Raw genomic sequence first — 26,718 nt, forward strand, 5'->3', positions numbered from 1 at the left:
CAGGCAGAACGCCCTAGACGAGCGTCGGCTGCCAGGCGACGGATGCGCGTGTGCGCAGCACCGCCGGCCCCACCCTCAGCGTCCCGCTCGACAGCGGCTCGACCCGCACCCCGCCCCGGCCGCGCAACGCCTTGTGCGCCCCCTCGGCCAGCACCACGTTCATCCACCCGCACGGGCTCGCCGGACGGTGCCCCTGGAACAGCACCTCCCCCTCCCCTGAGTCGAGGCTGAACTCCTGGCCGCGCAGCGCATCGACGTCGACCCCGCGCAGCAGGACGTTGCGCCGCGGCGCCGCGAGCGAAAACGGAGACTGCACCCCGAGCGCCTGCTGCACCCACTCCAGCGACTCGACCGCCATCACGGTCACGGCCGCCGTGCGATGCGCCGGACTCCGCCCGAAGAAGCGGTCGCCGACGATGCCGAGCCCCGCGCGCACCTCGATCGTCTCGCGGCTCTCGTCGACCCCGCCGGGTGGGGGCAGCGGCCCGTCGGCGGGCCGGCCTTCGTAGCGGTGCAGTGGCGAGGCCAGCAGGTGCACGATCTCGACGTCGTACGCGGTCACGGCCGCGGTCACCGCTGGTGGTCGCTCTCGGCGTGCCGGATGGCCGCATCCACCTCGGCGCCGCCCTCGAGGTCGGCATCGAGGTAGGCCGCCGAATGCGGCAGACGGATGCTCACGCCGAAGTACGTCTCGATCGCGAGCTCCCCCGTCGCCGACGTCAGCCCCAGCACGTGGCCACCGACGCCGCCCGAGGCGTCGACGAAGTGCAGGTGCGTGCCCGCGACGCTCACGCCCTGAAAGAAGGACGGGGCGACGAACCCCACGAGCGTGCCCACCGCATCCGTCACCGAGACCTCGCGCTGGTCGTGCACGGCCTCGGCGAGGGGCAGGTAGGGCTTCGACTGGCGCCGCGCCTCGCGGAGCGCCAGCGTGCCGAAGCGGCCCTCGAAGCGCACGGCGTGGAAGACGTTCTCGCTCACCGTGCGGGCATGCACCTCGCCGACGAGGGAGGCCAGATCGGCGACGGCCTCGAGTGGCTCGGAGGAGTCGGCCCGGAACGGCACCACCTCGGCGAACGCCAGGGTCTCCGACGGCGGCAGCACCGTGACCGTACCGTCGCCGTGGAAGAGCCGGAACACCCCGTCGAGCACGACCAGCTCGCCGTCCATGTGGTCGCCGCAGCCGAGCCCGAAGTCACCGCCCCGAGCCACCTCGGCCACCGTGAACTCCCCGTCGAAGAGGCCGGCGACGAGCGCGTCGACGACGGAGTACTGCTGCACGGCCTTCTCGGCCCGGAATCGGCGCATGAGGGGCATTCTCGCGCACATCTCAGCCGAACGCACCAGAGTAGAAGCATGCCCACACGTCTCGAGCGCAACATCGACCTCCTGCTGAGCGTCCACCGCCCGGCCGTGCTCGCGCATCTGCGCAGCATCCGCCGGCTGCACCCGAACGCCACGCCCGAGCAGCTGCTCGCCATCCTCGAGCGCCGCTACGTGACCGCGGTGACGAGCGGCGGCGCGGCCGTCGGGGCGAGCGCCATGTTCCCCTTCGTCGGCACCGGGGTCTCGCTCGGCCTGTCGGCGGTCGAGACGGCGGGCTTCCTCGAGACCACCGCGCTGTTCGCGCAGTCGGTCACCGAGGTGCACGGCATCGCGGTCGACGACCCCGACCGGGCGCGGGCGCTCGTGATGACGCTGATCATGGGCAAGGCGGGCAGCGACCTGCTCAAGCAGATCGCGGGCCAGGCCACCGGAGGCCTCGGCCGGAACGCGTACTGGGGCCAGGTCGTCACCTCGAGCCTGCCGCAGTTCGTCGTGGGGCCGGTCGCCGATCAGCTGAAGAAGGTGTTCCTCAGGCGCTTCGCCATCGGGCAGGGCACGAATGCGGTCGGCCGCGCCATCCCGTTCGGGGTCGGCGCCGCGATCGGCGGGGTGGGCAACCTGATGCTCGGCCGAACGGTCATCCAGTCGGCGCGCTCGGCGTTCGGCGCTCCGCCCCTCACCTTCCCCGAGGCCCTCGCCATCACGATCAAGGCGCCGAAGGGTGCGAAGCCGGTCGACGTCGCCCCGCCGAAGAAGGGCGTGATGCGCATCCTGCCCCGTCGCCGTCAGGCCGCCATCGAGGCGCCGGGTCCCCGCGGCGAGGGGCCGCAGAACGACACGGCCGTGCCGGAGATCCGCATCTGAACTCCTGTGCTCCACCTGGCAGTGGTAGCCTGGTGTTCGACCGAGGGTATATAAGCGCAATCAGTGGTTCGAACGAGGAGGGGGTCGTCATGAAGTATCGTGTCGCCGCCGCCGTGCTCGCCACCTTCGCCTTCCTCGGGCTCGGTTCGGCCGCCGCGTTCGCCGGCGACGACCACGAGGCCCGCCCGGTGCTCGCCGAGACCGGCTACGACTTCACGCCGATGCTCGTCACCGCCGCCGTGTTCCTGTTGATCGCGGGAGTCGCGGTCATCGTGGCGAAGTACTTCGTCGCCCGCACCGGCGCGCGCTAGCCCCGGCACAAACGTACGGCGCGAAGGTCGGCGCCCGTTAGCCCCGGCCCGCCCGGTCAGTCCTTCTCGTCGGCCTCGGCCTCGGTGTCACCCAGCGCCACCGGCTCGTCTCTCGCGTGCAGCACCGCGTTCCGCTCCCACTCGGCGAGCAGCTGCTCGATCGCGCCGTGGAACCGCGCCGTCGCCGCCCCCGGCGTCGTGTCGCCGAAGTAGTGCCGCACCCAGCGCCCGAGCCGCACGCCGGCAGCCGAGTCGTGCGAGAGCTCGTCGAGGCGCGCGCGCACCTGCGGTGCCTGCTCGACGGTCAGCCATTCGCAGTCCGAGAGATAGCCGCCCATGTCGATCTGCGCCTCGGGCGCCACCGGCCGCGTGATGAGCAGCGGCTTGCCCGTGGCGAGCCGGTCGTAGACCATCGCCGAGACGTCGACGATCGCGATGTCGGCGGCGGCGAGCTGCCAGCCGAGCTCGGCACCCGTGTCGTGCACGTGCTGCGCCGACGGGTCGGCCCGGTTCGCCGCCGCGATGGCTGCCATGATCTCCCGGTTCGCCGCGGCGTAGGCCGGGTCGAACACGCCGCTCCGCGGGTGCGGACGGTAGATCAGCCGGTGCGAGGGCGAGGCGAGCACGTCTCGCACGAGCGCCACCCCGTGCGAGGCGATGGAGCCGTACGCGGCCGCCGCGCGATCGCCCTCCCACGTCGGCGCGTAGAGCACCACGGTGCGATCGTCGGACGTGAACGGCGTGCGACCCGAGTAGTGGTCGGCCTGGGGCCGCCCGATCGGGATGGCGCGCTTGTCGAAGTCGAAGTCCCAGAGCACCCGCTGCAACCGCGCGATGGCCGCGTCGCCCGCCACCAGGCTGTAGTCATAGGCCTTGAACTGGTTGGTCGTCATGTACATCTTGTCGCTCTCACCGTGATTGATGAACACGTGCCACCGGCGGCCGTAGCGCATCATCTGGAAATTGCGAGCGTTCTGATTGACGTACAGCACGATCTTGAGCTCGTGCTCGCCGAGGAAGTCCTCGAGGTCGCGCACCGTGCGCACGTAGGCCACCGGCACCGGCGACTCCTCGAGAAGAGCACTGGTGCCGGCCGGGTTGCGGCTGAGGATCACGACCGGGTGCGTCTTCGCCAGCTCCGCGAGCGGGGCGTACCACTGCCGCAGCTGGTAGAGGTTCACCGGGCCGTCGGCGAAGTACACGCCGATCTCGAAGTGACGGGCCGGCAGCGGCGCCCGGGAGGCGAGCTGCCCGGCCAGCCGGCGGCGCATCGAGCGCGCCTTGACGAGGTCGCGGACGACGTTCCACCCGAGCTTCGCATCGTTCAGCAGTCCCACCCGTCAAGGCTAACCAGGGCGTTCGGGGCCACCCCCCGAATCGGGGCCGTCCGGGGTGTTCTTTAGGCAATCGTGACCTTCGTCACCTGTCGAGCGAGCGGATGCGCGTCCGCCCCCGAGGCGATCAGACGATCGGCGGCCGCCCGGCCCGCGCCATCCGCAGCACGGTGCGCCACGACATCGGCCGCCGCTCCCCCGCGTCGCTCCGCCAGCCCTCGGCCCAGCCGCCGAACCAGGCCTTCAGCGCCGCCGGACGCCGCGCCCAGCGCAGCAGCTGGATGCCCGTCCAGCTGCCGACGTACAGCGGCACCAGCACGGCCGGGAGGTTGCGCTTCGCGAGCCACACCCGGTTCCGCGCGTTCAGCCGGTAGTAGTACGAGTGCCGCGTCGGCTCGATCGCCGGGTGGTTCGCCACGAGCTCGCCGTCGTACCAGGTGCGGAGCCCCTGGTCCCAGACCCGCCAGGCGAGCTCGATGCCCTCGTGGGCGTAGAAGAACGGTGCGGCCCAGCCGCCCGTGCGGTCGAAGACGGCCCGGGGCAGCAGCGTGGCGCCCTCCCAGACCGAGAACACGGGCCCCGACTCCTCGGGCGAGCCCTTGCGGATGCGCGGCACCCACCGGCGCGGGTTCTCGCGCCCCTCGGGGTCGACCACCCGCGGCTGCAGCAGCCCGATCGAGGGGTCGGCGCGCAGCCGGGCGACCGCGTCCGCGAGGAACGTCGGCGACGGCAGCGAGGCGTCATCGTCGAGGAAGAAGACGTACTCGCCCGTGACGGCGTCAGCCCCGGCGTTGCGGCCGGCGGGGATGCCGACGTTCTCGGGCAGGGCGAGGGTTCGCAGAGCATCCGGAAGCCCCGTCGGGACCCAGCCGTTGCCGACGCAGACGATGTCGAGGCCGACCCCCTGCTGGGCCAGCAGCGACCGCGCTCCGCGCAGGAGGTCGGCCGGGCGCGTGCCCTGGGTGAGCAGAACCACGCCGATGGTGGGCCGGGGCCCGCCCGCACCACCCGCCGGGGTCGCCTCGCTCAGGAGCGCACCCGCTTGGAGGCCATGATCGCCACGAAGTGCCCGACCAGCGCGAGCAGCGACAGCGGCACGAGCGCGACCAGCAGGATGCGGTCGGCGAGCACCCCGCCGATGAACAGACCCACGACGGCGAACGCGAAGATCAGCATCGTCAGCTCGACCGAGTGGTACAGCCGGTGGAAGGGCAGGAAGCGCGCGGCGCGGCGCAGTCGGGCGACGAGGGCCTGGGACGGCTCGGACTCGCCCTTCTTGTCGGCCAGCTTGTCGAGCCCGGCGTTGGCCCGGGCGACGTGCACCATGTCGTTCAGCGCCTTGTTCAGCACGATCACGAGCGCCAGCAGGAGGCCGAGCGTCGTCCAGAGGAAGTCCTCGGGCGCCTCGAACGGGTAGCCGGCGGCGCGGATGCCGAGGGCGATCGGGATGAGCGACTCGGTGGTGTAGTGCCCGACCTTGTCGAGGAAGACCCCGGCGGGCGAGGACGTGCGGCGCCAGCGGGCGACCTCGCCGTCGCAGCAGTCGACGAGCATCTGCAGCTGCCCCAGCACCAGGGCGAGGGCCGCTCCGCCGATGCCCGGCACGAGCAGGGCGGCCGCGGTGGCCCAGCCCGTGAGGATCATCAGGCCGGTGACGCCGTTGGCCGAGATGGAGGTCTTCAGCAGCATCCACGTGACATAGGGCGAGAGCCGGCGCAGGTACAGCGACGCCGTCCAGTGCTCGGCGTTGCGGCGGCCGCGCACCTCGGGGGGCTGCGCGATGGCCTTGAGCTCGGCGATCGAGGTCGGCCGGGCGGAGGGGGCGTGGGGCACGGTCACCTTCCCGTGTGCGCGGTGATGTTCTTCGTGAGCTTCAGGAATCCGAGGATGAAACCGAGGCCCCAGCTGAAATGGATGCACGGCAAGACTACGAGAAACCAGGCGCCCGCGCGTGCGCCCTGGCTGCGCGCCGCGCCGAGGGCCGCGACCGCGACGAAGACGAGGTAGACCAGCGGCACGACGAAGCCCGCCGTCAGGATCGCACCGGTGGTGCGAGCCGCGTCGTCGCCCGCGACCGCGAGCGTGATGAGCCCGGCGACGCCGAGCAGGAAGCCGAGCGCTGCCGCCGTGACCATGACGGGCGGCACGAAGTACTTCAGGGCGTTCGCCGTGAAGAAGCGACGGGCGAGCTCGCCGCGCCAGAGCCCGGTCGAGAAGAACTGCCGGGCGAGACGCTCGAGCGAGGGCCGGGGCCGGTAGATCACCACGAGCCGAGGCGTGAACCAGACCGTGCCGCCCGCTTCGCGGAGTCGCCGGTTGAGCTCCCAGTCCTGGCCGCGGCGGATGTCCTCGTTGAAGAGGCCGACCTTCGTCAGCCACGCGCGCTGGAACACCCCGAGGTAGACGGTCTCGGCCGGCCCCTCGACGCCGCCGACGTGGTGGGCGCCGCCGCCGAGGCCGGCCTTGGAGCCGTAGGCGTGGGCCACCGCACGCTCGAAGGCCGTGGTGCCCTCGGCCTGCATGATGCCGCCGACGTTCGCCGCGTCGGTGCGCACGAGCGCCTCGACCGCGATGCGGGTGTAGTCGCGCGGCAGCAGCGAGTGGGCGTCGACCCGCACCACCACGGGGTAGCGCGAGGCTCCGATGGCGACGTTCAGCCCGCTGGGGGTCGACCCGGTGGGGTTCTCGATCACCCGGATGCGCGGGTCGACCGCCGAGAGCCGCTCCACCAGCTCGGTCGTGCCGTCGATCGAGGGGCCGAGGGCGACGATGACGTCGAAGGGGCCGGTGTAGTCCTGGTCGAGCAGGCTCGCGATGGCGGCCTCCACGTGGGTGACCTCGTTCAGCACGGGCATGACGTAGGAGACGCCCGGCAGCCCGAGGTCGGCGTACTCGGGCGCTGGCGGGCCAGAGAGGTCGGTCATCGCATCCGCTCGTCGATAGTGGTGCTGGTCGTGCCGCCCCGGACGACGGAAGGCCCGCCGCCGCTGGAGTGCGACGACGAGCCTATCAGCCGGGTGATCCCGGGCTCGGGACGGAGCAGGGAAGCCCTAGCCGGCGAGTTCGCCGAGGGTGACGTCGACCGTCTGCGACTTGCCGTCTCGGAGGAAGGTCAGCTCGGCACTGCCGCCCGCGGGCTGCGTGCGCACCAGCGCCGTGAGGTCGATCGAGTCGGTGACCGGCTGACCGTTGAACGCGGTGACGATGTCGCCCGCCTTCAAGCCCGCGGCCTCGGCCGCTCCACCGGAGCTGACGGAGTCGATGTAGGCACCGCCCTGCGTGCTGTTCGGCTGCGACGCCGCGTCGGCGACGGAGGCACCGAGCAGGCCGTGGGTGGCCTTGCCGTTGTCGATGATCTCGCCGGTGACGCGCTTGACGAGGTTCGCCGGGATGGAGAAGCCCACACCGATGTTGCCCGACTGGCCGCCGCTCTCGCTGCCGGAGCCGGCGCTCGCGATCGCCACGTTGATGCCGATCAGCTCGCCCTTGTCGTTCAGCAGCGCGCCGCCGGAGTTGCCCGGGTTGATCGCCGCGTCGGTCTGGATGACCGAGAGCGAGATGGACTGCTGCTGGGTGGGGGCCTGCTGCTCCTGCTGCGGGTCCTGGCCCGGCAGGTCGAAGTTCCAGAAGTCGTACGGGCCCTGCTCGCCCTGGTCGGGGCTCGGGTTCGTCTCGGTGTCCTCGGGAGCGGCGGAGGAGGCGACCGTGATGCTGCGGTTCAGTGCGCTGACGATGCCGTTGGTGACCGTGCCGTTCAGGCCGAGCGGCGAGCCGATGGCCACGGTCTGGTCGCCGACCTCGAGCTTGGAGGAGTCGGCGAACTCGATCGGGGTGAGGTTCTTCGCGTCGGTGAGCTTGATCACGGCGAGGTCGGCGACCGGGTCGGTGCCGACGACCGTCGCGTTGTAGATGGTGCCGTCGTTCGCCTGCGCCTTGATCTCGGCGCTGCCGGTCGCGCCGTCGAGCGTGACCACGTGGGTGTTCGTCACGACGTAGCCGTCGGCGGTGAGCACGACGCCCGAGCCGGTGCCGGCGGCCGAGTCGCCCGAGGCCGAGATGGTCACGACCGAGGGCGAGGCCTTCGCGGCGACCGCGGTGACGAGGTTGGCGTCATCGGGGTTGTTCACCGTGATGCTGGTGGGGCTCGAGGCCGAGTTCGACGAGGTGCCGCCGTTCTGGCTCACCACGAGAGCGGTGACGCCGGCGCCCGAGGCGCCGCCGATCAGGGCTCCGATGGCGAGAGCCGCGATCAGTGCGGGGCCGCCGCGGCGCTTCTTCGGCGCCTTGGGCGCCTTGTTCTGGTCGGCGTAGGCGCCGGAGGCGGCGTACATCGCCGAGTTGAAGTTCGGGTCGTGCGGAGCCGTGGCGTAGGGCTGCGTGCCGTTCGGCGGGGTGCCGAAGGAGCCGTTGCCGTAGTGGGAGGGCTGCACGGGCTGGCCCTGCGGGGCCGGGTACGCGGGGCCGGCGGGCGGCGTGAAGGCGGCGGGCTGCTGCTGCGGGGCCTGGTGCTGCTGGGGAGCCTGCTGGTGCGAGGCCTGATGCTGCTGAGCGTCGTACGGCGGAAGCGGGGTGGTGGCCTGCGTGGGCGTCGGCGACTGTGCCGGGGTGATCGGAGGGACGACGGCGGTGGTGTCGTCGTGGTGCGCGGGCGCCGTCTCCGAGGCCGGAGCGTCGTGCTTCGGCTGCTGGTCGTCGGCCGGAATGCCCTCGGGGTTCTCGGTGCTCTCTGACATGTGGGGTGCTCCTTCCAAGCACTGGCTAGCATCCTCACCCAAACTGGGCGTTCTCTATGACCAGGCTGTATGCAGACTGCCGTGTGCTTATGACGACCCTAGGAAGCCCGTCCGGCCGATGATCGAGCATCCCCCTCCCGGCCCGGAACGGCATCCCCGTGGCGGTAGGTTCTAAGGATGACCCTCACCGGATCCTGGCAGCGCACCGCCCGAGGTGCCGGGCTCCTGGCCCCTGACGGCCGGATCGCCTCGACCATCTTCGCCGAGATGAGCGCCCTAGCCGCCTCGACCGGCGCGATCAACCTGGGCCAGGGCTTCCCCGACGAGGATGGCCCGGCCGAGGTGCTCGAGGCCGCCCGCCGCGCCATCGCCGACGGGGTGAACCAGTACCCGCCGGGGCCCGGGATGCCGGTGCTCCGCGAGGCGGTCGCCGTTCACCAGGAGCGCTTCTACGGGCTGGCGGTCGACCCCGCCGAGGTGCTCGTCACCGCGGGGGCGACCGAGGGCCTGGCCGCGACCATCCTGGCGCTCGTCGACGACGGCGACGAGGTCGTCACGCTCGAGCCCTTCTACGACGCCTACGGCGGCCTGATCGCCCTCGCCCGGGGCCGCCACGTCACGGTGCCGCTGCGCGGACACGACTTCCTGCCCGACCACGACGAGCTGCGGGCGGCGGTGACCGACCGCACCAAGGTCATCCTGATCAACAACCCGCACAACCCCACCGGCACCGTGCTGCCGCTCGAGACGCTCGAGCTGATCGTCGAGCTGGCGCACGAGCACGACGCGATCATCGTCACCGACGAGGTCTACGAGCACCTCGTCTTCGACGCACCGCACATCCCCGTGGCGTCGCTGGCGGGAGCGCGCGAGCGCACGGTCACGATCTCCTCGGCCGGCAAGACCTTCAGCGTCACCGGCTGGAAGATCGGCTGGATCGTCGCTCCGCGGGAGATCGTCACCGCGATCCTCGCCGTGAAGCAGTTCCTCACCTTCGTCAACGGCGCCCCGTTCCAGCCGGCGGTCGCGGTCGGACTCGGTCTCGGCGACGAGTTCTTCACCGGCATCGCCTCGACGCTGAAGACCAAGCGCGACCTGCTCTCGCAGGGCCTCGTCAAGGCGGGCTTCGACGTCTCCTCGCCACGGGGCACCTACTTCGTGGTCGCCGACGCCGCTCCGCTCGGCTACGCCGACGCGCGCGTGCTCTGCCGCGAGCTGCCGTCGCTCGCCGGCGTGGTCGGCGTGCCGATCAGCGCCTTCTGCCACGACGAGCTCGCGGGCGAGTACGCCTCGCTCGTGCGTTTCGCGTTCTGCAAGAAGACCGAGGTGCTCGAGCGCGCCGCGGCGCAGCTGGCCCGGCTCGGCCGGTAGGCAGCCGGGCGGCTGTTCCGCAGGTCGGGCTAGGCCTTCGGCACGACGGAGAAGCGCCGCAGCGCCAGCGCCGGGTTCACCCGCCGCACCTCGTCGATGCGGGCCGGGTCGACCCACGCCACCGCCACGTCCTCCCGCTCGCCGAGCGACGCGATCGTGACGCCCATCGGGTCGACCACGAGGCTCGCCCCCACGCCGATCGGCGGCGTCTGGTCGGCGGCCGCGACGTAGATCGTGTTCTCGAGCGCCCGCGCCGTGACGAGGCTGCGCCAGTGGTGCTCCTTCAGTGGCCCGCGCACCCACTCGGCGGGCACGGCCACGAGGTCGGCGCCGGCGTCGACGAGCCGCCTCGTCACCTCGGGGAAGCGGATGTCGTAGCAGGTCTGCAGCCCGATCGTCACGCCCTGGATCGAGAAGGTCTCGGGCTCGGCGATCTCCCCGACCTCCACCCAGTCGCTCTCCTGGGCGCCGAAGGCGTCGTAGAGGTGCAGCTTGCTGTACGTCGCCACGAGTCCGTCGACGGGGTCGATCGCGACGAGGCGGTTGGCGAAGCGTCCAGGATGCGCGGACGTCGCCACGAGACCGGCCACGAGGTGCACGTCGAGCTCGCGGGCGAGGTCGGCGAGGGCCGACACGAAGGGTCCGTCGACGGGCTGGGCGTGCTCGAGCATCCGCTCGCCGAGGGGGTCGACGAAGAAGGAGGAGTATTCGGGGAACACCACGAGCGACGCGCCGCGGTCGGCCGCGCGCCGGGCGAGACGGGCGATGGTCGCGAGGTTCGCGTCGACGTCGTCGCCGGGGGCGAACTGCGCGACCGCGACACCGAAGCCGGGCGGGGTCATGCTCCGGCCGCCTCGACGCGGCGGGCGAGGAGACCGGGCTTCTGGGCTGCACGCATGCCTCGACCCTACCGCCGGGTGCCCGTGCCCGTCGGGCGGGCGAGCGTCAGCGTGCGGTAGGCCGGGATAAGGGCGCCGCGCTGGGCCCGGCGGCCCGTCACGTCCAGCGGGGCCTCGGCGTGCGCGTCGAGCACCGCGCCGATCGTGCGCTGGATCTGCGCCATCGCGAGCGGGGCGCCGAGGCAGAAGTGCGCCCCTGCCCCGAACCAGAGCTGCTTGAGCGACGCCGCCGGGTTGCCCACGGGGTCGAACCTCCCGGCTCCCCGGTTCGCGAGGAAGGTGGCGAGCACGAGGCGGTCTCCCGGATGCACGGCCTCCTCCCCCACGCGCGCCTCCCGTTCGACGCTGCGGAGCATCACCGGCGACGGCGTCGTGACCCGCAGGCCCTCGCCGATCGCGGCGTCGAGCAGGCTGCGGTCGTGGGCGAGCACGTCGAGCCAGCCCGTGTCGGCGAGGATCGCGACGAGCCGCGGCAGGTAGGAGACGAGCGTCTCCGTGCCGGTGAGCACGAAGGCTCCGACCGCGCCCATGGCCTCCTCCTCCGAGAGGCCGAGGCCGCGCATCCGGCCGGGGAGGGTCTCGTGCGGGGTCACGTGGGCGTCGCCGGCGGCGATCGCCTCGGGGCCGAGGCCGAGGCCGGCCGGCGCCTCGCGGTACGCGCGGCGGGCGTGCCGGGTCAGCTCGTCGAGCACCTCGCGGGCCTCGGCGATCTGCGATGGTGTGAAGCGCGGCCGGGCGAGCGAGACGAAGCCGGTGATCGCGGAGACCCGGGCGAAGAGCTCCTCGCCCATCACGCCGCGGTCCAGGCCGACAAGACGGCTGATCACCTGCCCGGCGTACTCGCGCACCTCGGCCACGAGGTCGACCGGCTCCCCCGCGACGAGACGCTCGGTCAGACGGTCGGCGCCCTCCCCGATGGTCTCCTTGGTCAGCGCGCCCACGAAGGCGGGGGCGAACAGAGGCGCCAGGCGCCGGCGCAGGGCGGCGTGGTCGGCGCCCTCCATGTTGAGCAGCACCGAGGGGCCGAGCACGGGCGTCCAGAGCTCGGCGGACGATCCGGGGCCGGTCTTGCTGAAGCTCTCGGTGTCGAGCAGCACGGCCCGAAGCAGGGCGGCGTCGGCGACGATCACGCCGATCCGGGGCACCCGCAGCGTGGGGCGGCGGATGCGCGCGAGCAGCGGGTAGGCGAGCGGATGCGCTGTGCGCTGCACCCGTTCCTCCCAGCGTCGTTCGGCCCCCGCGGCGGGGCGGGCGGGCGCGGGGCGGGCGGGCGCGGGGCGGGCGGGCGTGGGGCGGGCGGCGGCGAGGTCCGCGATCAGGCGGTCGAGACCCTCCCGGGTGGGCACCAGCGGCTCGCCGAGCACGGCACGGGTCGCGGTGTCGTCGAAGGTGGTCGAGAAGGCGTACACGCTGACCGAGTACCTCGTGATCGGGGGCTCACCGGGGCGGCGGGCGAGGCGCCAGGCGAGCTCGACGGCCCCGGCTGCGGCCAGTGCGACCAGGCGCGGCACCCGCCGGCGGGGCGCGGGGAGGCCGGCGGCGGCGAGCATCCGGAGCACCACCGCCTGCAGCTCGACCGGCTCTCCCCCGGTGACCACGAGGGTGCGGCCGGCGGCGGCGGGTCGGGTCGCGGCGCGCACGAGGTGCTCGACGAGGGTGTCGATGTGCACGAGATCCGAGACTACGGGCGCCGGGGTGACGAACTCGGGCAGGCGGCCGGCGGCGGCCGCGCCGAGCACGCGGGGCATCAGGGTGGTGTCGCCCGGGCCGAAGACCGCGCGGGGGCGCAGCACGACCCAGTCACCGGGGTGGCGGCGCACGAGGTCCTCGGCGGCGGCCTTCGTGGCGGCGTAGCGGCTGATGAACGGCGGATGCGCGGCGGCATCCGAAGGGATGCCGAGCTGGTCGGCGGCCCGCGTCAGCACCGAGGCACTCGAGACGAACACGACGCGCGGCGGCACCGGCAGCCGCGCGGCGTAGGCCAGCACCGTGGACGTGAGGCCGACGTTCTCCCGCTCGAACTCGGCCCGGGTGCCCCACGGGGAGCTGCGGGCGGCGGCGTGCACGATCACATCGGGGGCGGGGAGCGCGTCGAGCGCGGCGGGGGCATGCGGGCTCGCGAGGTCGAGCGCGCGGTAGCCGTCGGTCGTGGCGGGGCGGCGCCCGATGCCGATCGCGTCGAACCCCGGGTCGCGGCGGAGCCGCGCCAGCAGTGCGCCGCCGACGAACCCCGAGGCGCCCGTGACGAGCACCCGCAGCGGGCGGCCGGAGCCGGCGGTCCCTGGGCGGGGTTCGCGGTCGCGCTCCGGTTCGGTTGCGTTCACGGCGACTCCCTTACGATGCGGCGCACCTTGACGGCCGGGTCGCGCGGCGTCCAGGGGTCGTGCACGATCGTGGCCGAGCATCCGGCCGTCTCGAAGACCTCGAGGAGCCCCCGCTCGACCGCCGCGCGGGCGGCGGCGGACGGCTCGGGCGGAGCCTTGGGGTCGGGGGCGGGGGCGAGAGCGACGTGCACCGCGGTACCGCGCTGGGTGACACGCCAGTCGGCGAAAGCGGCCGACTCGAGCGCGAGGGCCCTCCGCAGCACGTCGGGGAACACGTCGACGAGCCGCGAGCCGTCGCTCGCCGGCAGCCGCAGCACGGCGTCGGCCCGGCCGTCGATCCCGGCCACGACGGTGGTGACCCGACCGCAGGCGCAGCGATCGGGCGCCTGCGGGTCGACCCGCACGACGTCGTCGAGCCGGTACCGCGCGATGATCTGCGTGCGCCGCTCGAGATCGGTGACCACGGGCACGAACCGCGTGCGCTCCGCGTCGAGCCACTCCCGGTCGAACCGCACGGTCTCCTCGGCGAGATGAAGTTCGCCCACGTCGCACGGCAGGGCGAGCATCCCCTCGGTCGCCTGGTAGACCTGCCGCGGTCGCACGCCCCACGCCGCCACGATTCGCTCGGCGGTCTCGGGGTCGAGCACCTCGGCCACCGACACGACGAGCCGTGGCGCCCCGATGCCCGCGTCGGCCGACGCCATGGCGAGGGCCTCGAGAACGGATGCCGGACCCACCAGCACCGTCACCTCCCCCGCCCCGGCCAGCCGCCGCGCGAGCCCGTCGAACGGCTCGGTGAGGTCGAAGAACGCGAACCGCACCCGCGAGCTCGCCACGGACTCGTAGAGTCCGCCGCCCGCCCGCAGGAAGAACGCGATCGTGACGGGAGGCCGCCACGGCGTGAGGAGCTGCCGCACCGCGGCACGGTCGAGGACGCGGGCGAGCACGGTGCCGGCCCAGAGCATCCGTTCGCGGGGGCTGACGAGGAAGGCGCCGCGCCGCCCCGAGGTGCCGCTGGACAGCCCGACGGTGAGGTCGCCCGCGACGGTCGGCGTGAAGTCGCGGGAGCGCTCGGCGGCCTGGGCCGCGGCGAGCGCCTCGGTCAGCCGCACGCCGCGGGTGTTCATCGCGTCGAAGTGCTCGAGCAGGGCGGCCTTGTCGGTGATCGGGAAGTCGCGGGCACGGAGGCCGGCCCAGTACGGGGCGCGGCGGGCACGGCGGACGAATGCGTGCATCCGCCGTCGCTGCCAGGCCTCGAGGTGGCGCCGGCTGCGGAAGCGATACCCCCACCGCGCCCGCACGAAGCGCGTGACGAGGAGCGCTCGAAGCATCCCCTCGTTCATCGACCCGCCCATCCCGACAGGATACGCAGGCCCGCGCCCGCCGACGCGGCGGCGCACTCGGCGCAGTGGACCCGAAGGGCGGTGCTGCTCCTAGACTGACCGCATGGCGGCGATCATCGGGCATCTCCTGCCGCTCGCGCTCGGGGTGGCGCTCAGCTCGGTGCCGATCGTGGTGATGGTGCTGATCCTGCTGTCGCCGCGCAGCCGCTGGTCGGCGCTCGCCTACCTGATCGGCGCCGTCGTCGGGCTCGCCGGGCTGACGACCCTGTTCGCCGTGGTCGCCTCGCTCCTTCCGCCCGTGCAGCCGGCGGAGCCGAACCCGCTGATCGCGACCATCGAGCTCGTGATCGGCGCGGCGCTGCTCGCCCTGGCGGCCGTTCGCTTCGGCCGCGCGCGCTCGCGAGCCCGGGCCCGCCGCGCCGCCGCACCTGCCGCAGCCGGTGCCGACGCCGACACCCCTGTCGCAGCCGACGTTGACGCCGCCACCGACGCGGCCGCTCCGCCCGCCTGGATGACGCGACTCACGACGCTCGGGCCGCTGCCCTCGCTCGGGGTCGGCTTCGTACTGATGCTCCGTCCGAAGAATCTCCTGCTCACCCTCGCCGCGGGCGTCGCCATCGCCGCCGGCGGGGCCCCGCTCGCCGACGAGGTCGGGGCGGGCGCGGTGTTCGTGGTGCTGGGCATCTCGACGCTGGCGGTGCCGATCCTGTTCGCGCTGATCGACCCCACCCGCACCATCGGCCCGCTGCGCGAGCTCCGCGACTGGATCGCCCGCAACAGCTCCACCGTCACCACCGTCGTCCTCCTCGTGCTCGGCACGGTCATCATCGGCAGCGGCCTCACCCGCTTCTGACCAGCCCCGAGCGGGGTCGCCTCCGGTCCACCGTTCGCCGCTCGTCATCCCACCCCAAAGCGGGGCAACCTGCGTCCAGGCGGCTCGGGCAGGACGGCCCCGACCCTAGGCTTCCCGCAGCGGACCACCCGGGTGCCGCGACGAGACGGAGGACCCGTGACCGCCCACCGAGCCGAGACCGCCGCATGAGCATCCGGAACCCCGACCCCACCACTCTCACGGGCCGCGCCCGCCGGCTCGCCCTGGCCGCGGCCCTGCTCTGGGTCGCGCAGGTGATCGCCCTCGTGGTCATCGTCGTGGCCGCGCCCAGGCTGCTCGGATCACCGCTCGTGATCGTGCTGCTCGCCGCACTGGTCGCCTCGATGGCACTCGGTGTCGCCGGGCTCGTCGCCGCCGTGCGCGCGGTGCGTGCCGAGGGGTGGGCCGGCCGACCGTTCGACCTGAACGCTCGGTCGACCAAGACGGCGATCTCGGCGGGGTCCTCGTCGATCGCCGCAGCCCTGCTCTTCGCCCTGACCCTCACCCTCGCCCTGCTGACCCGCACGAGCTGAGCCGGAGCGGCCGAACCGGAGCAGCCGAGCCGGAGCAGCCGCGCCGGAGCAGCGGCGCCGGAGCAGCCGAGCCGGAGCAGCGGCGCTCAGGCCAGCTCGACCACCACGAGGGCCCGCCCCGTGCCGAGGTCGATCGTGTGCCGGCCGAGACGGGTGAACAGCGGCCAGACGGCCGGGTCGATCGCCCGGCGGTGCGTTCCCGCGAGCGCGAACGCGATGGCCGGCGGTGCCCCCGCCCCCGGCCGCGACGGCACGAGGGTGAGGTCGAGCGCCGGAGCCGACGGCGGCGCCGTCGCCACCAGCAGCCACACCAGCGCCAGCACGAGCTGCCGCTGCTCGGCGCCGAGGCGTGCGGCCAGCAGCGAGGGGTCGACGATGCGCACGACGTCGCCGAGGTGCTCCGACTCCGAGACGGCGAGCTGCAGCCAGGTCTGCTCGTGGTCGGCCAGCAGCGCGAGGCGCAGTCCGTCGCCGAGCTGAGCAGCGGATGCGGCCGTCTCCGCGTCGATCGCCCCGCCCGCCGGCAGGGCCGCGACCCCGGCCAGCAGTCGCTCGGCGTCGCCGTCGAGGCGCCGCAGCTCCGAGGCCGCGAGCACCCCGTGTCCGAGCGCGGGCGCGGTGACGAGACTGCCCGTGACGGCCTGGTCGATGGTGCGGCCGAGGTAGCGGTCGGCCGCCTGGATCATCGACACCCCGGCCAGCACCGGAGCCAGCCCGAGCAGCACCCCGGTGACGCCCGTCGAGAGGCTCTGCGGGTCGTTCGCCCAGCCCACGAGCACGGTGCCCGTGCCGGTCGCGGTGAGCACCACGGTGCCGACGACGCTCCAGCGCAGCGGCTGCCGCGGCAGGCACGCGATCAGGCACGCACCGAAGCCGATCGTCGCCGTCGGGTAGACGCCTCGGCCGCCGTCGAGCAGGAAGGCGCCGAGGTCGAGCAGCATCGCGGCGAAGCCCGACCCGATGACGAGCAGCGACAGCCGCGCCGGCAGGATCCCCCCGCGCAGCCGGGCCGCGAGGAACGATGCCGCGAACGTCACGATCAGCAGCGCCCACGCCACGAGCGACAGCCAGCGCCACTCCCCCTCGCCCCACGACCAGCCGAGCGAGGCCAGCCCACGGATGAGCAGCAGCACCGCGAACAGGTTGAAGCCGAGCCCCAGGTACCCGGCGCTGAGGTTCCGGTCACGACGGATGCGCGCCCGCAGCCGCCCGCGGGCCTCCGGCCCCCCGCGCATCCCGGCCACCAGCTGCGCGAGCGACCCGGCTCGCCCCGCGACGGCCTCCTCGACACCACCACTGCCACTGCCACTGCCACGGCCACGGCCACCGCCACCGTCGACGGCCGCCGTCCGCGGGCTCGGGCGGACGGGGGTCACCGCGGCACCTCGATCAGCACCGTCGTGCCGCGACCCGGGGAGGAGAAGACGCGCAGCGAGCCGCCGGCCGCGGCGAGGCGGCGGTGGACGGCGTCGATCGCCGACTCGGCAGCCGACGGGCGGGCCGGCGGGACCGCCGCCGCGAAGCCGTCTCCGCTGTCGGTGACCACCGCGCGCAGCCTCGTGTCATCGCCGCTCAGGGTGACGTCGGCCGCCCGGACTCCCCCATGGCGCCGCACCGCCTCGAGGCAGTCGGCCACCGCGCCGACCAGTGCGGCCCGGCTCACCGGACGCGCACTGCCGGTCTCCTCGCCGTGCCAGGTCGCGTCCATCCCGTGCACCTGGCACCAGGCCCGGACGGTCGCCCAGGGGTCGGCTGTGGCGGCGGAGTGCGGAAGCGCATCCGTCGGCCGATCGCGCTGGCCGCCCAGGGTGCCCTCGGTGCGCAGCTGCTCGAGCAGGGCGCTGTCGTTCGCCGCCTGCGCCCGCAGCGTCTCGGGCGGGACGCCCTGGCCGGAGTGGGCGATCAGGGTGAGGGTCGCCAGCACGGTGTCGTGCATCATCCGCGCGCCGTAGCGCAGCTCGGCCTCCGCCTCGGTCGAACGGCGCTCGGCGGCGTAGCTCTCCCGCAGCCGCGCCTGGCCGATCTCGGCCTGCCGGGCGCTCCGCGCGAGCCACAGCCCGGCGCCGAGCATCGCTGTCCAGCCGCCGACGATCGCGAGCACGACGAACGGTGCCCGCCCGGTCTGCACGGTGCCCGCCCACGCCAGCACGGACACCGGCAGCACCGTCACCGCCACGATCAGGCCGAGCGCGCGGAGCTCGGCCACCGCGACGAAGAGCGACGGCACCGCCATCGACGCCAGCGCCGTGATGGTGGCCAGCGTGGGATTGTCGTTCACGGCGGCTCCGGGCAGCAGGAAGGTGCCGAGCGTGGCCAGGGCGGCGCAGTAGGTCAGCGTGACCACGAGACGGCCGTTCCGGGGGGTCAGGGCGAGGAACCCGATCGTCATCAGCAGCATGCCGACGAGCGTCGGGACGAACGCCGCGATGCGCGCGTGCTCGGGGACTGCGAGGTTCACGGCGGCGCAGACGGTGGCGACGACGCCGAAGCGGCGGGCGCAGATGATGCCGAGCCGCAGATGCTCGCCCGAACCCGGCGCCCCCGGCACGGAGGGCGCTTCCGAGGCCGGGAGGTGGGTCGCCATCTGTCGAAGATAGCGCGGCCGGCCGGCGCCTCCGACGATTGCCCCGGAAGGGGGGACCGTGCGGCCCGGGGCGGCGTGGGAGGCTTGCGCCTATGGCCAGGGACGTTGTGCGCATCGCGATCGTCGACGACCACCGGATGCTCCTGACCGCCCTGACCGAATGGATCAAGAGCGCGGCCGACGACATCGTCTGCGTCGCGGCGGTGACGACGTGGCCCGAGCTGCTCGCGCATCCGGAGTTCCCCGTCGACGTGGTGCTGCTCGACCTCGACCTGAAGGACGACCTGCCGGTCTCGATCAAGCTGCGCGCGCTCGACACCGCCGGGGTCAAGACCGTCATGATGAGCACGTACTCCGAGCCCGCCGTGGTGCGCGAGGCCCTCGCGGCCGGCGCCCACGGCTACATCGTCAAGAGCGAGGGCGCCGAGACGATCGTCGAGGCCATCCGCCTGGCGCTGGCCGGCAACCGCTTCGTGTCGCCGCTGGTGGGGCTGCAGCTCGACGCCGCTCCGGCGATGGCGAAGCTGAGCGCGCAGGAGCGGCGGGTGATGGCGCTGTACGGCTCGGGCGAGTCGGCCAAGCGGATCGCGACCGTGCTGCAGATCACCGAGCAGACGGCCAAGTCGCACCTGAAGCGGCTGCGGGCGAAGTACCGGCTGGCGGGCATCGACGTGGGATCGAAGGTGGCGCTGCGCAACCAGGCCATCCGTGACGGCCTCATCCTCCTCGACGACACGGGCCGCACGCCCGCGGCGGCCACCGAAGACGCCTGACGGCACCCGAGGCTGCGAGCCCCGGGCATCCACTCACCTCGCCGCGCAGCGCAGCGCAGCGCATCCGCTCAGTGGAAGTCGCGCAGCCCCGGGCCTCCGCTCAGTGGAAGTCGCGCAGGAACCGCTCGAACTCGCCGCGGCCCGCCGCGCCCGGCCCCGACACGTCGGAGATGCGCAGCAGCGTCAGCCCGCGATAGGCGGTCGGCCACCCGCTGAAGGCGTCGCGGATGTGCGACCAGCCGACCGTCGACGGCGACCCGGCACTGCCGAGGCTGCCCGCGAGCGCGTTCTCGCCCTTCAGCGTGACGTGCGCCCGCGCGGCCGCCGCACCGACCCAGGTCACGAGCGACGCGGCGTCGGAGTAGGCGTGATCGGAGCCGTCCCACTCCCGCCCGTCGGGCATCTCGAGCGCCGTGAAGTGCAGCGTGATCGGGTGAGTGGGTGCCGACGCCCCGTCTCCCCGGGTCTCGAGATCGTGCACGAGCCCCATCACGCCGTCGTAGCCGTGCCCGGTGGAGGCGTCGTTGTAGGCCTGGTCGGTGTGCACCAGCCCGGCCGCGATCTCGGGCACCCGACGCATCGGGCTGGTCGCCATGGTCTGCCAGTGCACCCCGGGCACCTTGAGCCCGAGCGGCACGGCGGCGAACGGCCCGTCGAAGGCACGGATGGCCTGCACCATGACGTCGTGCCCGTGCGAGAGCAGGCTCTCGCTGTACCAGCGGGTGAAGTCGCGCCCGTACTGCAGCGACGCGTACGACCCCGAGGTGATGAAGCGGTCGTGGTCGGTGGGCGGCGTGATGGCCGCGTAGCTGAGGCCCGGAATCGACCAGGCGGTGCCGACCCCGGCCACCGAGCCGTACTTCGCGACGGCCCAGTCGGCGAAGTCGCGCACCGCTGTGTCGGTGTAGCTCTGGAAGGTGCCGCGGTTCGGGTAGGCCGCGGGGCTGCCCGGCGCCGTGTCGTCGTGGTGGGCGTAAGACGGGTAGCGCAGTTCGCCGGCCGGGCCGGTGCCGATGGTGATCTCCTGGATGCGGCCCCGGTAGTCGGTGGTGCCGCGGCTGTAGTGGTCTTCGAACGCGTTCATGAAGTCGCGCATGTCGACCAGGGCCCGGTCGACGCCGACGCCCCACGGAGCCACCGCCTCGCGGTTCTGGTTGCCGTACTCGCTGCGGTAGAAGTCGTCGACCGGGGCGCTCGCGCACGGGCCGTAGATGCCGCAGATCTGGTACGGCTCCCACACCCACGACGGGACGGGGATCGTCTTGCACTCGTCTCCGACGTTGCCGCCGCACTGGTGGAACGACATCATCGGCACCAGGTCGAGCCCGGCGGAGGTGGCCGCCTTGAAGAGCTTGTCGTAGTAGCCCCAGTCGAAGCCTCCCCGCGTCGGCTCGGCCTTGCCCCACCAGACGTCGACGGCGAGAGCGTCGACCCCCTGCGAGTCGGCGACCGCGAGCGAGGCGGTGAAGGCCCGCCAGTCGGGCCCGTCACTCGCCCAGTCCTCCACGAAGAGGGGGGCCATGACGTTGACCGTCGACGCGGCCCCCGGCGCGGCCGAGGCCGGCGCAGCGGGGGCCGTCGAGGTGAGACCGGCGGTCAGGAGGGCGGTGGCCGCGAGTGAGAACCCCACGCGGGAGAGGATGCGAGATGCCATCCCCCCACGCTAGGGACGCGGGGCCACCGTCCTACCTGAGTACTTTCCACCTACTCCTGATCGCGCGACGAGGGCGAGGACGCAGCCGACGGCCGGCGCATCCGCACCGCCACCAGCACGATGCCCGCACCCAGCGCCAGCACGGCGAGCGGGATGGCGGCGAGCGCCCCCGACACGTCGGCACCGGTCGCCGCGAGCGAGCCCTTGCCCGACCCGGGCGCCGGAGCGGCCGTGGGAGCGCTCGTCGGCGGTGCCGCGGTGGCCGTCGGCGTCGGCGTGGGGGTCGGCGTCGGGGTCGGCGTCGGGTCGACACCCGGGCGGATCGCCGAGAGGTCGTTCGACAGCGACGCCGTCACCGAGGCGATCGCACCGAGGTTGATGCCGAGCGCTTCCGTGCTGATGTTGTCGATGTCGTCGCCCACGGCGTGGTAGTTCGGGTCGTACGCCTCACCGGCGGTGCCCCCGAAGCGCTCGGCCTCGGCCTCCGTCTTGATGTCCTCGGCGCCGGTGAACAGGCCGGAGGCCGGCACGCCGTTGTCGATGAACGCCTGGTAGTCGCTGCGGCCGTCGAAGTTCGTGCCCTGGTGCGCCTGGCCGATGCCGTCGAAGTAGTCCGTCAGCGCCTTCTCGGTCGCGATCGAGCCCTCGGGGATGTTGACCGCCGGGTCGACCTCCGTGTCGGAGCCGTCGGCGTCGTAGACCCCGATGATGTAGTTCGGCGAGCCGACCATGTCGAAGTTGAGGTAGGTCGCGATCTTGCCCAGCTCCTCCGGCGGCAGGCTGTAGACGTACTCGGTCGAGCCGACGAGTCCGACCTCCTCGGCGCCCCACCAGCCGAAGCGCACGGCGTGGTCGAGCTGGCCCGAATCGGCGAGCTGCACGGCGGTCTCGAGGATCGAGGCCGAGCCGCTGCCGTTGTCGTTGATGCCGGGGCCCGCGGGCACCGAGTCGAGGTGCGCCCCGAGCATGACGACGTTCTCGTGGTCATCGGCGTTCGGCGTCTCGGTCACGATGTTGAAGGTGTCGACGGTGGTCGTCGTCTGCTCGATCGCGAGGTCGACCAGGGTCGGGCCCTCGGCAATGGCGGCGAGCGCGTCGGCGCCCTCCTCGGGGGTGAGGCCGACTCCGGGGATCAGCCCGTCGACCGGCTCGCCGAAGGTGCCGTTCAGCGCCCCCGGCTCGTTGTTGTAGACGAGGATCGCGACGGCTCCGGCGGCTCCGGCCGCGAGCGACTTCTCCGAGAAGGCGCACTCACCGCGGCTCACCACGGCGACCTTGCCGGTGGCGTCGACGCCGTCCCAGGCCGCGGCGTCGCAGCCGAGCGGCGTGGCCGGGGCCACCAGCTCGGCGTCGACGATGCCGCCGGCCGGCGTGCTGGGGGTGAACTCCATCAGCACGCGCTCCGGCGTGGCCGGGTCGATCGCGCCGGTGGCGGGGTCGTAGGTGGTGGCGGTTCCGAGCAGATCGATCGAGAATGCCTCCACCGACTGCGTCGTCGCCTGGAAGTCCTGCCGCACCGGCTCGTAGCCGGCCTCGCGCAGAACGCTCTCGATGTACTGCCCGCTCTCCTCGTAGCCGGGCGTTCCGATGGCGCGGGTGCCGTCATTGGCATCCGCGATGTCCTGCAGGGCCTGCAGGTGGCCCATCACTGCTTCGACCGTGACCCGCTCCTCGAGATCGGCGGGATCGACGGCATACGCGGCCGAGGCTCCGAAACCGGCGACCCCTGCGACCATCACCCCCGTTCCGATCCCGATCGCTGTGAGTCTCCGATGACGTCTGATCACGTGGTTCTCCCCTTGAGTGGCGTGAAGTGTTTCCGGAAGGCTACCCCCATGGAGGGGTCATCGAGCAAGGGGTAACCTGATGGAAACATCACGAGGAAGCCGGCCATGAGCGACGACCCGACGAAGATGGGCAACCAGCCCTCCCTGACCACCTCCACCGGCACGATCTGGCTCGTGGTGGGCGGCATCATGGCGGCCATCTCGGTCGTGCTCCTGCTCGCCCTGCAGCAGGTCGACTCGAGCGGCGTCGCCCTGCTCGGCGTGGTGCTGATCGTGCTCTCCTACCTCGTCATGGTCGAGGCGCGCCTGCTCATCCGCAACCTGCACCGGCGCCTGATCGTGCTCGCCACCTTCTTCGGCATCATCGCCGTGCTCGCGCTCGTCTTCGTGGTGCTGATCAGCATCTCCGCCGTCGACTGAGCGAGCGCCGCAAGGTGGCTGGTGGCGACCGCGTCATTGTGTAACAATCAGGCATGCTCCCCGCCCTGGCCGTGCTCCTGGCCGCCGTCTGCTTCGGCACGACCGGCACGGCGCAGGCCTTCGCCCCCGACGGTGCCGAACCGCTGTCGATCGGCGCGGCGCGCATCCTCGTCGGGGGCACCCTGCTGGCCCTGATCGCCCTCGGCTCCCGGATGCGCGGCCGCACCCCGAGGCCTCGGCACACCCCGGGACACCCGACCCGCGGCCGCCTCCCCTCCTGGGCCCTCGTCGCGATCGGCGCCGCCGGCGTCGTCGCCTACCAGCCCGCCTTCTTCGCCGGGACGAGCGCCAACGGCGTCGCGATCGGCACCGTGGTGGCCCTCGGCTCGGCCCCGGTCGTCACCGGACTCCTCGCCTGGCCGCTCACCCGCCGGGCACCGGGAGCCCGCTGGAGCGTCGCCACCGTGATCGCACTCGCAGGGGTCGTGCTGATCAGCGGCGTGCTGACGCCGGAGGGAGCGGGCAGCGCATCCGGAGTCGACCTGCCCGGCCTGCTGGCCTCGCTCGGCGCCGGCCTCTCGTACGCGGTCTACACGCTCGCGAGCAAGGCGCTGCTCGACCGGGGCGCGACCCCGAGCGGCACGATGGGGGCTGTCTTCGGAGTCGGCGCGGCTGCCAGCCTTCCCCTGCTGCTGGCGACCGACTGGAGCTGGCTGCTGACGCCCGGAGGACTCGCCGGGGCGCTCTGGCTGGGCGTCGTGACGACTGCTCTGGCCTACGTGCTGTTCGGCTGGGGGCTCGCGCGCCTGCCCGCCGCGACGGTCGCGACCCTGACCCTCGCCGAGCCGCTCACGGCGGCTCTGCTCGGCACCCTGCTGCTCGGCGAGGTGCTCGCGCCCGTGGCCGCGGTCGGACTGGCGGTGCTCGCCGCGGGCATCCTGCTGCTGACCCTGCCGATGAGGAGCCGCCCCACCCCGACCGTCAGGGCCGGCGCCGGGTCACGATGAGGTGGGCGACGAGCGCCGTCCACCCGGTCTGGTGCGAGGCGCCGAGCCCCTGGCCCGTGTCGCCGTGGAAGTACTCGTAGAAGGCGATGTTGTCGCGCCACCGTGGCCGTGACAGCAGCGGGTAGCGCGCGTCCGAGGGCCGCGGATGCCCGTCGGCACCCTCGAACAGCGAGACGAGCCGACGCGAGAGGTCGTCGGCGATCTCGCCGAAGGTGGCGTGCTCCCCCGACCCGGCCGGGTACTCCACGAGGTGAGGCTCGCCGAGACTCGTGTCGTAGCTCCGCAGCGACTCGATGATCAGCACGTTCAGCGGGAACCAGACCGGGCCGCGCCAGTTCGAGTTGCCGCCGAACAGCCCCGAGGTCGACTCCCCGGGCTCGTAGTCGACGACGGCCTGCGCCCCGGCGACCTCGACCGAGAAGGGATGGGTTCGATGCTCGGCGGAGATGCTCCGGATGCCGTGCGGCGAGAGCATCCGCTCGTCGTCGAGCACCCCGCCCAGGATGCGCTCCAGCCGTTCGGGCGACACCAGGGCGAGCAGGCTGCGCACCCCGTCGGCGTGCTCGCGGAGGTGCACGAAGGGCGCGAACCCCGGGTTGCGGGTCAGGTAGGCGATCCCCCGCTGCACGAACTCGTCGAGGTCGCCCATGCGGTGCCGCTCGAACACCAGCGCGGCCGTCACCGGCACGAGACCGACGAGCGAGCGCACCTCGAGCGGCACGTCCCGGCCGTCGGCGAGGTGCAGGAGGTCGTAGTAGAACGCGTCCTCCTCGCTCCAGAGGCCGGCCTCGTTGGCCGAGGCGGCGATCACGAGGAAGTGCTCGAAGAACTTCGTCGCGACGTCCTCGTAGGCCGGGTCGTGGGCGGTGAGCAGCAGCGCCATGTCGAGCAGCTGCAGGGCGTAGGTCGCCATCCAGGCGGTCGCGTCGGCCTGCTCCAGGGTGCCCACCTCGGGCGGCAGCGTGGAGCGGTCGAGCGGCGCGATGTTGTCGAGGCCGAGGAAGCCGCCCTCGAACAGGTTGTTGTCGCCGTGATCCTTGTTGTTGGTCCACCAGGTGAAGTTCATCAGCAGCTTGTGGAACACCCGGCCGAGGAAGCGGTGGTCGCGGTGCCCGTCGATCTCGAACACGCGCAGCGCCGCCCAGGCCTGGATGGGCGGGTTCACGTCGCCGAAGTCCCACTCGTAGGCCGGCAGCTGCCCGTTCGGGTGCATGTACCACTCGCGCACCAGCAGCACGAGCTGCGCCTTGGCGAACTCCGGGTCGAGATGGGCGTAGGTCACGCAGTGGAAGGCGAGGTCCCAGGCGGCGAACCAGGGGTACTCCCACGGGTCGGGCATGAGCAGCACGTCTCGGCTCGACAGATGGCGCCAGTCGGCGTTCCGGATGCGCGAGCGCGCTGCCGGAGGCGGCGGTGAACTCGGGTCGCCGCTCAGCCAGCGGCGCACGTCGAAGTGGTAGAACTGCTTCGACCAGGTCAGCCCGGCGAAGGCCTGACGGGCGATGTCGGCCTCCTGCGGGCTCGTGCCGGCCGGGAGCACCTCGGCGTAGAACTCGTCGGCCTCGGCCTGGCGGGCGGCGAGCACGGTGTCGGCCAGGGCTGCAGCTTGCGCATCCGGCCCCTCGGTGAGGCGCAGCCGCAGCGTACGCGACCCGCCCGGTGGCACCGTGAGCGTCACCCGAAAGGCGCTCTTCGTTCCCTCGCCCGCCGGGTTCACCGTCGGCCGCCCGTCGACGACGTGATCGCCGATGCCGTTCTTGGGGTGGGCCGAGATGCCGGGTTCGCCGTAGAGGAGCTCGGTGTCGGTCTCGTTGTCGCAGAAAAGCGCCTCGGCGCGGTCGTCGTCGATGCGCAGCGTCAGCTCGGGATGCCCGGGGCGGTACCCCGAGATCGTGCCCGGAGCGCTCTGCCGCAGCGCGGGCAGCTCGGCGGGGCGCTCGGCCTCCCAGCCCCAGGTGTTGCGGAACCAGAGCGACGGCAGCACGTCGATGCTCGCCTCGTCGGGGCCGGCGTTCTCGACCGTCACGCTCATCACGAGGTCGTGCGGGCCCGCCTTGGCGTAGTCGACGGTGACGACCCAGAAACGGTCGTCGTCGAAGACGCCGGTGTCGGCGAGCTCGAACTCGTCCTCGTTCTTCGAGCGGGCGGCGTTCCGCTCGACCAGCTCGGCGTAGGGGAAGGCGGCCTGGGGGTAGTGGTAGCGCCAGCGCTGGAAGGAGTGGGTGGGGGTGCCGTCGAGGTACCACCAGTACTCCTTGACGTCCTCGCCGTGGTTGCCCTCGGGGCCGGAGAGGCCGAACATCCGCTCCTTCAGGATCGGATCGGCGCCGTTCCAGAGAGCGAGGGCGAGGCACCAGCTCTGCTCGGCGTCGGAGAAGCCGGCCATGCCGTCCTCGTTCCAGCGGTAGACGCGGGAGCGGGCGTGATCGTGCGGGAAGGAGCGCCAGGCGTCGCCGTCGGCGCTGTAGTCCTCGCGTACGGTGCCCCAGGCGCGCTCGGCCAGGTAGGGGCCCCAGTCGCGCCAGCCGGCGGTGTCCGCCTCGGCGAGGCGGCGGCGCTCGGCTGAGGCGGGCTCGTCGGTCAT

The 26,718-nt window shown here is 72.9% G+C and carries 23 protein-coding genes; 8 read left to right on the forward strand and 15 right to left on the reverse strand.

What is annotated here, in order from left to right:
• Nucleotides 1-13 precede the first annotated feature (13 nt).
• A complete protein-coding gene (locus tag HQQ85_RS05100; RefSeq protein WP_173181380.1) occupies nucleotides 14-574 on the reverse strand; it encodes an MOSC domain-containing protein in 561 nt (186 codons plus the stop codon).
• Nucleotides 571-1,308 (reverse strand): acetolactate decarboxylase, encoded by a 738-nt coding sequence (gene budA / locus HQQ85_RS05105; RefSeq protein ID WP_173181381.1) that lies wholly within the window; start codon nucleotides 1,306-1,308, stop codon nucleotides 571-573. The genes HQQ85_RS05100 and budA overlap by 4 nt, the downstream gene beginning before the upstream one ends.
• A gap of 48 nt (nucleotides 1,309-1,356) precedes the next feature.
• On the opposite strand from budA, the gene HQQ85_RS05110 reads away from it, so the two are divergent.
• Together HQQ85_RS05110 and HQQ85_RS05115 are read left to right on the forward strand one after the other, a co-directional pair.
• A complete protein-coding gene (locus HQQ85_RS05110) occupies nucleotides 1,357-2,190 on the forward strand; it encodes a hypothetical protein (RefSeq protein ID WP_216851420.1) in 834 nt (277 codons plus the stop codon).
• Between the two features lie 89 nt (nucleotides 2,191-2,279).
• A complete protein-coding gene (locus HQQ85_RS05115; protein ID WP_173181382.1) occupies nucleotides 2,280-2,501 on the forward strand; it encodes a hypothetical protein in 222 nt (73 codons plus the stop codon).
• Nucleotides 2,502-2,557: 56 nt separating this feature from the next.
• On the opposite strand, the gene HQQ85_RS05120 is transcribed toward HQQ85_RS05115, so the two are convergent.
• The 5 genes from HQQ85_RS05120 to HQQ85_RS05140 form a co-directional block, all read right to left on the reverse strand.
• Nucleotides 2,558-3,838, reverse strand: coding sequence for a CDP-glycerol glycerophosphotransferase family protein (locus tag HQQ85_RS05120; RefSeq protein WP_371741766.1), 1,281 nt, complete (start codon nucleotides 3,836-3,838; stop codon nucleotides 2,558-2,560).
• 124 nt (nucleotides 3,839-3,962) lie between these two features.
• Nucleotides 3,963-4,811: a glycosyltransferase family 2 protein gene (locus tag HQQ85_RS05125; RefSeq protein ID WP_371741767.1), complete on the reverse strand. Its 849-nt coding sequence runs from the start codon at nucleotides 4,809-4,811 to the stop codon at nucleotides 3,963-3,965.
• Nucleotides 4,812-4,861: 50 nt separating this feature from the next.
• Nucleotides 4,862-5,668 (reverse strand): CDP-alcohol phosphatidyltransferase family protein, encoded by an 807-nt coding sequence (locus tag HQQ85_RS05130; RefSeq protein WP_173181383.1) that lies wholly within the window; start codon nucleotides 5,666-5,668, stop codon nucleotides 4,862-4,864.
• 2 nt (nucleotides 5,669-5,670) lie between these two features.
• Nucleotides 5,671-6,759 (reverse strand): glycosyltransferase family 2 protein, encoded by a 1,089-nt coding sequence (locus HQQ85_RS05135; protein WP_173181384.1) that lies wholly within the window; start codon nucleotides 6,757-6,759, stop codon nucleotides 5,671-5,673.
• Between the two features lie 126 nt (nucleotides 6,760-6,885).
• Nucleotides 6,886-8,568 carry a S1C family serine protease gene (locus HQQ85_RS05140; RefSeq protein ID WP_173181385.1) on the reverse strand — a complete coding sequence of 561 codons (1,683 nt, stop codon included), beginning with the start codon at nucleotides 8,566-8,568 and terminating at the stop codon, nucleotides 6,886-6,888.
• A 177-nt stretch (nucleotides 8,569-8,745) separates the two neighbouring features.
• Here HQQ85_RS05140 and HQQ85_RS05145 point away from each other — a divergent pair, with 177 nt between their 5' ends.
• Nucleotides 8,746-9,939 carry an aminotransferase class I/II-fold pyridoxal phosphate-dependent enzyme gene (locus HQQ85_RS05145; RefSeq protein WP_173181386.1) on the forward strand — a complete coding sequence of 398 codons (1,194 nt, stop codon included), beginning with the start codon at nucleotides 8,746-8,748 and terminating at the stop codon, nucleotides 9,937-9,939.
• A gap of 29 nt (nucleotides 9,940-9,968) precedes the next feature.
• On the opposite strand, the gene HQQ85_RS05150 is transcribed toward HQQ85_RS05145, so the two are convergent.
• The 3 genes from HQQ85_RS05150 to HQQ85_RS05160 form a co-directional block, all read right to left on the reverse strand.
• Nucleotides 9,969-10,781: a carbon-nitrogen hydrolase family protein gene (locus HQQ85_RS05150; RefSeq protein WP_173181387.1), complete on the reverse strand. Its 813-nt coding sequence runs from the start codon at nucleotides 10,779-10,781 to the stop codon at nucleotides 9,969-9,971.
• Between the two features lie 65 nt (nucleotides 10,782-10,846).
• Complete coding sequence (locus HQQ85_RS05155; RefSeq protein ID WP_173181388.1) at nucleotides 10,847-13,162, reverse strand: NAD-dependent epimerase/dehydratase family protein; 2,316 nt, start codon at nucleotides 13,160-13,162, stop codon at nucleotides 10,847-10,849.
• Nucleotides 13,159-14,517, reverse strand: a complete 1,359-nt coding sequence (locus tag HQQ85_RS05160; protein ID WP_173181389.1) for a F390 synthetase-related protein — start codon at nucleotides 14,515-14,517, stop codon at nucleotides 13,159-13,161. Before HQQ85_RS05160 ends, HQQ85_RS05155 begins: the two co-directional genes overlap by 4 nt.
• A 91-nt stretch (nucleotides 14,518-14,608) precedes the next feature.
• Here HQQ85_RS05160 and HQQ85_RS05165 point away from each other — a divergent pair, with 91 nt between their 5' ends.
• Nucleotides 14,609-15,358, forward strand: coding sequence for a GAP family protein (locus tag HQQ85_RS05165; protein WP_173181390.1), 750 nt, complete (start codon nucleotides 14,609-14,611; stop codon nucleotides 15,356-15,358).
• A gap of 185 nt (nucleotides 15,359-15,543) precedes the next feature.
• On the forward strand, nucleotides 15,544-15,909 hold the full coding sequence (locus HQQ85_RS05170; protein WP_173181391.1) for a hypothetical protein: 366 nt from the start codon (nucleotides 15,544-15,546) through the stop codon (nucleotides 15,907-15,909).
• 86 nt (nucleotides 15,910-15,995) lie between these two features.
• On the opposite strand, the gene HQQ85_RS05175 is transcribed toward HQQ85_RS05170, so the two are convergent.
• Together HQQ85_RS05175 and HQQ85_RS05180 are read right to left on the reverse strand one after the other, a co-directional pair.
• Nucleotides 15,996-17,285 carry a hypothetical protein gene (locus HQQ85_RS05175; RefSeq protein ID WP_173181392.1) on the reverse strand — a complete coding sequence of 430 codons (1,290 nt, stop codon included), beginning with the start codon at nucleotides 17,283-17,285 and terminating at the stop codon, nucleotides 15,996-15,998.
• Nucleotides 17,282-18,493, reverse strand: coding sequence for a sensor histidine kinase (locus HQQ85_RS05180; RefSeq protein ID WP_173181393.1), 1,212 nt, complete (start codon nucleotides 18,491-18,493; stop codon nucleotides 17,282-17,284). The genes HQQ85_RS05175 and HQQ85_RS05180 overlap by 4 nt, the downstream gene beginning before the upstream one ends.
• Nucleotides 18,494-18,585: 92 nt before the next feature.
• On the opposite strand from HQQ85_RS05180, the gene HQQ85_RS05185 reads away from it, so the two are divergent.
• Nucleotides 18,586-19,266 (forward strand): response regulator transcription factor, encoded by a 681-nt coding sequence (locus HQQ85_RS05185; protein ID WP_173181394.1) that lies wholly within the window; start codon nucleotides 18,586-18,588, stop codon nucleotides 19,264-19,266.
• 100 nt (nucleotides 19,267-19,366) lie between these two features.
• Here the strand turns inward: HQQ85_RS05185 and HQQ85_RS05190 are convergent, their stop codons facing one another.
• Entirely contained in the window at nucleotides 19,367-20,920 is a 1,554-nt protein-coding gene (locus tag HQQ85_RS05190; protein WP_173181395.1) for a family 14 glycosylhydrolase, read from the reverse strand.
• A gap of 50 nt (nucleotides 20,921-20,970) precedes the next feature.
• Nucleotides 20,971-22,656 (reverse strand): M28 family peptidase, encoded by a 1,686-nt coding sequence (locus tag HQQ85_RS05195; protein ID WP_173181396.1) that lies wholly within the window; start codon nucleotides 22,654-22,656, stop codon nucleotides 20,971-20,973.
• A 156-nt stretch (nucleotides 22,657-22,812) separates the two neighbouring features.
• Here HQQ85_RS05195 and HQQ85_RS05200 point away from each other — a divergent pair, with 156 nt between their 5' ends.
• Nucleotides 22,813-23,127: a hypothetical protein gene (locus HQQ85_RS05200; protein ID WP_173181397.1), complete on the forward strand. Its 315-nt coding sequence runs from the start codon at nucleotides 22,813-22,815 to the stop codon at nucleotides 23,125-23,127.
• 53 nt (nucleotides 23,128-23,180) lie between these two features.
• Nucleotides 23,181-24,134, forward strand: coding sequence for a DMT family transporter (locus HQQ85_RS05205; RefSeq protein ID WP_173181398.1), 954 nt, complete (start codon nucleotides 23,181-23,183; stop codon nucleotides 24,132-24,134).
• Here the strand turns inward: HQQ85_RS05205 and HQQ85_RS05210 are convergent.
• Nucleotides 24,109-26,718, reverse strand: coding sequence for a glucosidase (locus HQQ85_RS05210; RefSeq protein WP_173181399.1), 2,610 nt, complete (start codon nucleotides 26,716-26,718; stop codon nucleotides 24,109-24,111). The genes HQQ85_RS05205 and HQQ85_RS05210 overlap by 26 nt on opposite strands.

Source organism: Herbiconiux sp. VKM Ac-2851 (genome assembly GCF_013205105.1).
In the GTDB taxonomy this organism is placed as follows: Bacteria; Actinomycetota; Actinomycetes; order Actinomycetales; family Microbacteriaceae; genus Herbiconiux; species Herbiconiux flava.

Bases quoted from the DNA above. Each gene is read 5' to 3' on its own strand.
- budA (WP_173181381.1), bottom strand. From the start codon at position 1,308: ATGCGCCGATTCCGGGCCGAGAAGGCCGTGCAGCAGTACTCCGTCGTC.
- HQQ85_RS05110 (WP_216851420.1), top strand. From the start codon at position 1,357: ATGCCCACACGTCTCGAGCGCAACATCGACCTCCTGCTGAGCGTCCAC.
- HQQ85_RS05115 (WP_173181382.1), top strand. From the start codon at position 2,280: ATGAAGTATCGTGTCGCCGCCGCCGTGCTCGCCACCTTCGCCTTCCTC.
- HQQ85_RS05135 (WP_173181384.1), bottom strand. From the start codon at position 6,759: ATGACCGACCTCTCTGGCCCGCCAGCGCCCGAGTACGCCGACCTCGGG.
- HQQ85_RS05140 (WP_173181385.1), bottom strand. From the start codon at position 8,568: ATGTCAGAGAGCACCGAGAACCCCGAGGGCATTCCGGCCGACGACCAG.
- HQQ85_RS05145 (WP_173181386.1), top strand. From the start codon at position 8,746: ATGACCCTCACCGGATCCTGGCAGCGCACCGCCCGAGGTGCCGGGCTC.
- HQQ85_RS05150 (WP_173181387.1), bottom strand. From the start codon at position 10,781: ATGACCCCGCCCGGCTTCGGTGTCGCGGTCGCGCAGTTCGCCCCCGGC.
- HQQ85_RS05160 (WP_173181389.1), bottom strand. From the start codon at position 14,517: ATGGGCGGGTCGATGAACGAGGGGATGCTTCGAGCGCTCCTCGTCACG.
- HQQ85_RS05165 (WP_173181390.1), top strand. From the start codon at position 14,609: ATGGCGGCGATCATCGGGCATCTCCTGCCGCTCGCGCTCGGGGTGGCG.
- HQQ85_RS05170 (WP_173181391.1), top strand. From the start codon at position 15,544: ATGAGCATCCGGAACCCCGACCCCACCACTCTCACGGGCCGCGCCCGC.
- HQQ85_RS05180 (WP_173181393.1), bottom strand. From the start codon at position 18,493: ATGGCGACCCACCTCCCGGCCTCGGAAGCGCCCTCCGTGCCGGGGGCG.
- HQQ85_RS05185 (WP_173181394.1), top strand. From the start codon at position 18,586: ATGGCCAGGGACGTTGTGCGCATCGCGATCGTCGACGACCACCGGATG.
- HQQ85_RS05190 (WP_173181395.1), bottom strand. From the start codon at position 20,920: ATGGCATCTCGCATCCTCTCCCGCGTGGGGTTCTCACTCGCGGCCACC.
- HQQ85_RS05195 (WP_173181396.1), bottom strand. From the start codon at position 22,656: ATGGTCGCAGGGGTCGCCGGTTTCGGAGCCTCGGCCGCGTATGCCGTC.
- HQQ85_RS05200 (WP_173181397.1), top strand. From the start codon at position 22,813: ATGAGCGACGACCCGACGAAGATGGGCAACCAGCCCTCCCTGACCACC.
- HQQ85_RS05205 (WP_173181398.1), top strand. From the start codon at position 23,181: ATGCTCCCCGCCCTGGCCGTGCTCCTGGCCGCCGTCTGCTTCGGCACG.
- HQQ85_RS05210 (WP_173181399.1), bottom strand. From the start codon at position 26,718: ATGACCGACGAGCCCGCCTCAGCCGAGCGCCGCCGCCTCGCCGAGGCG.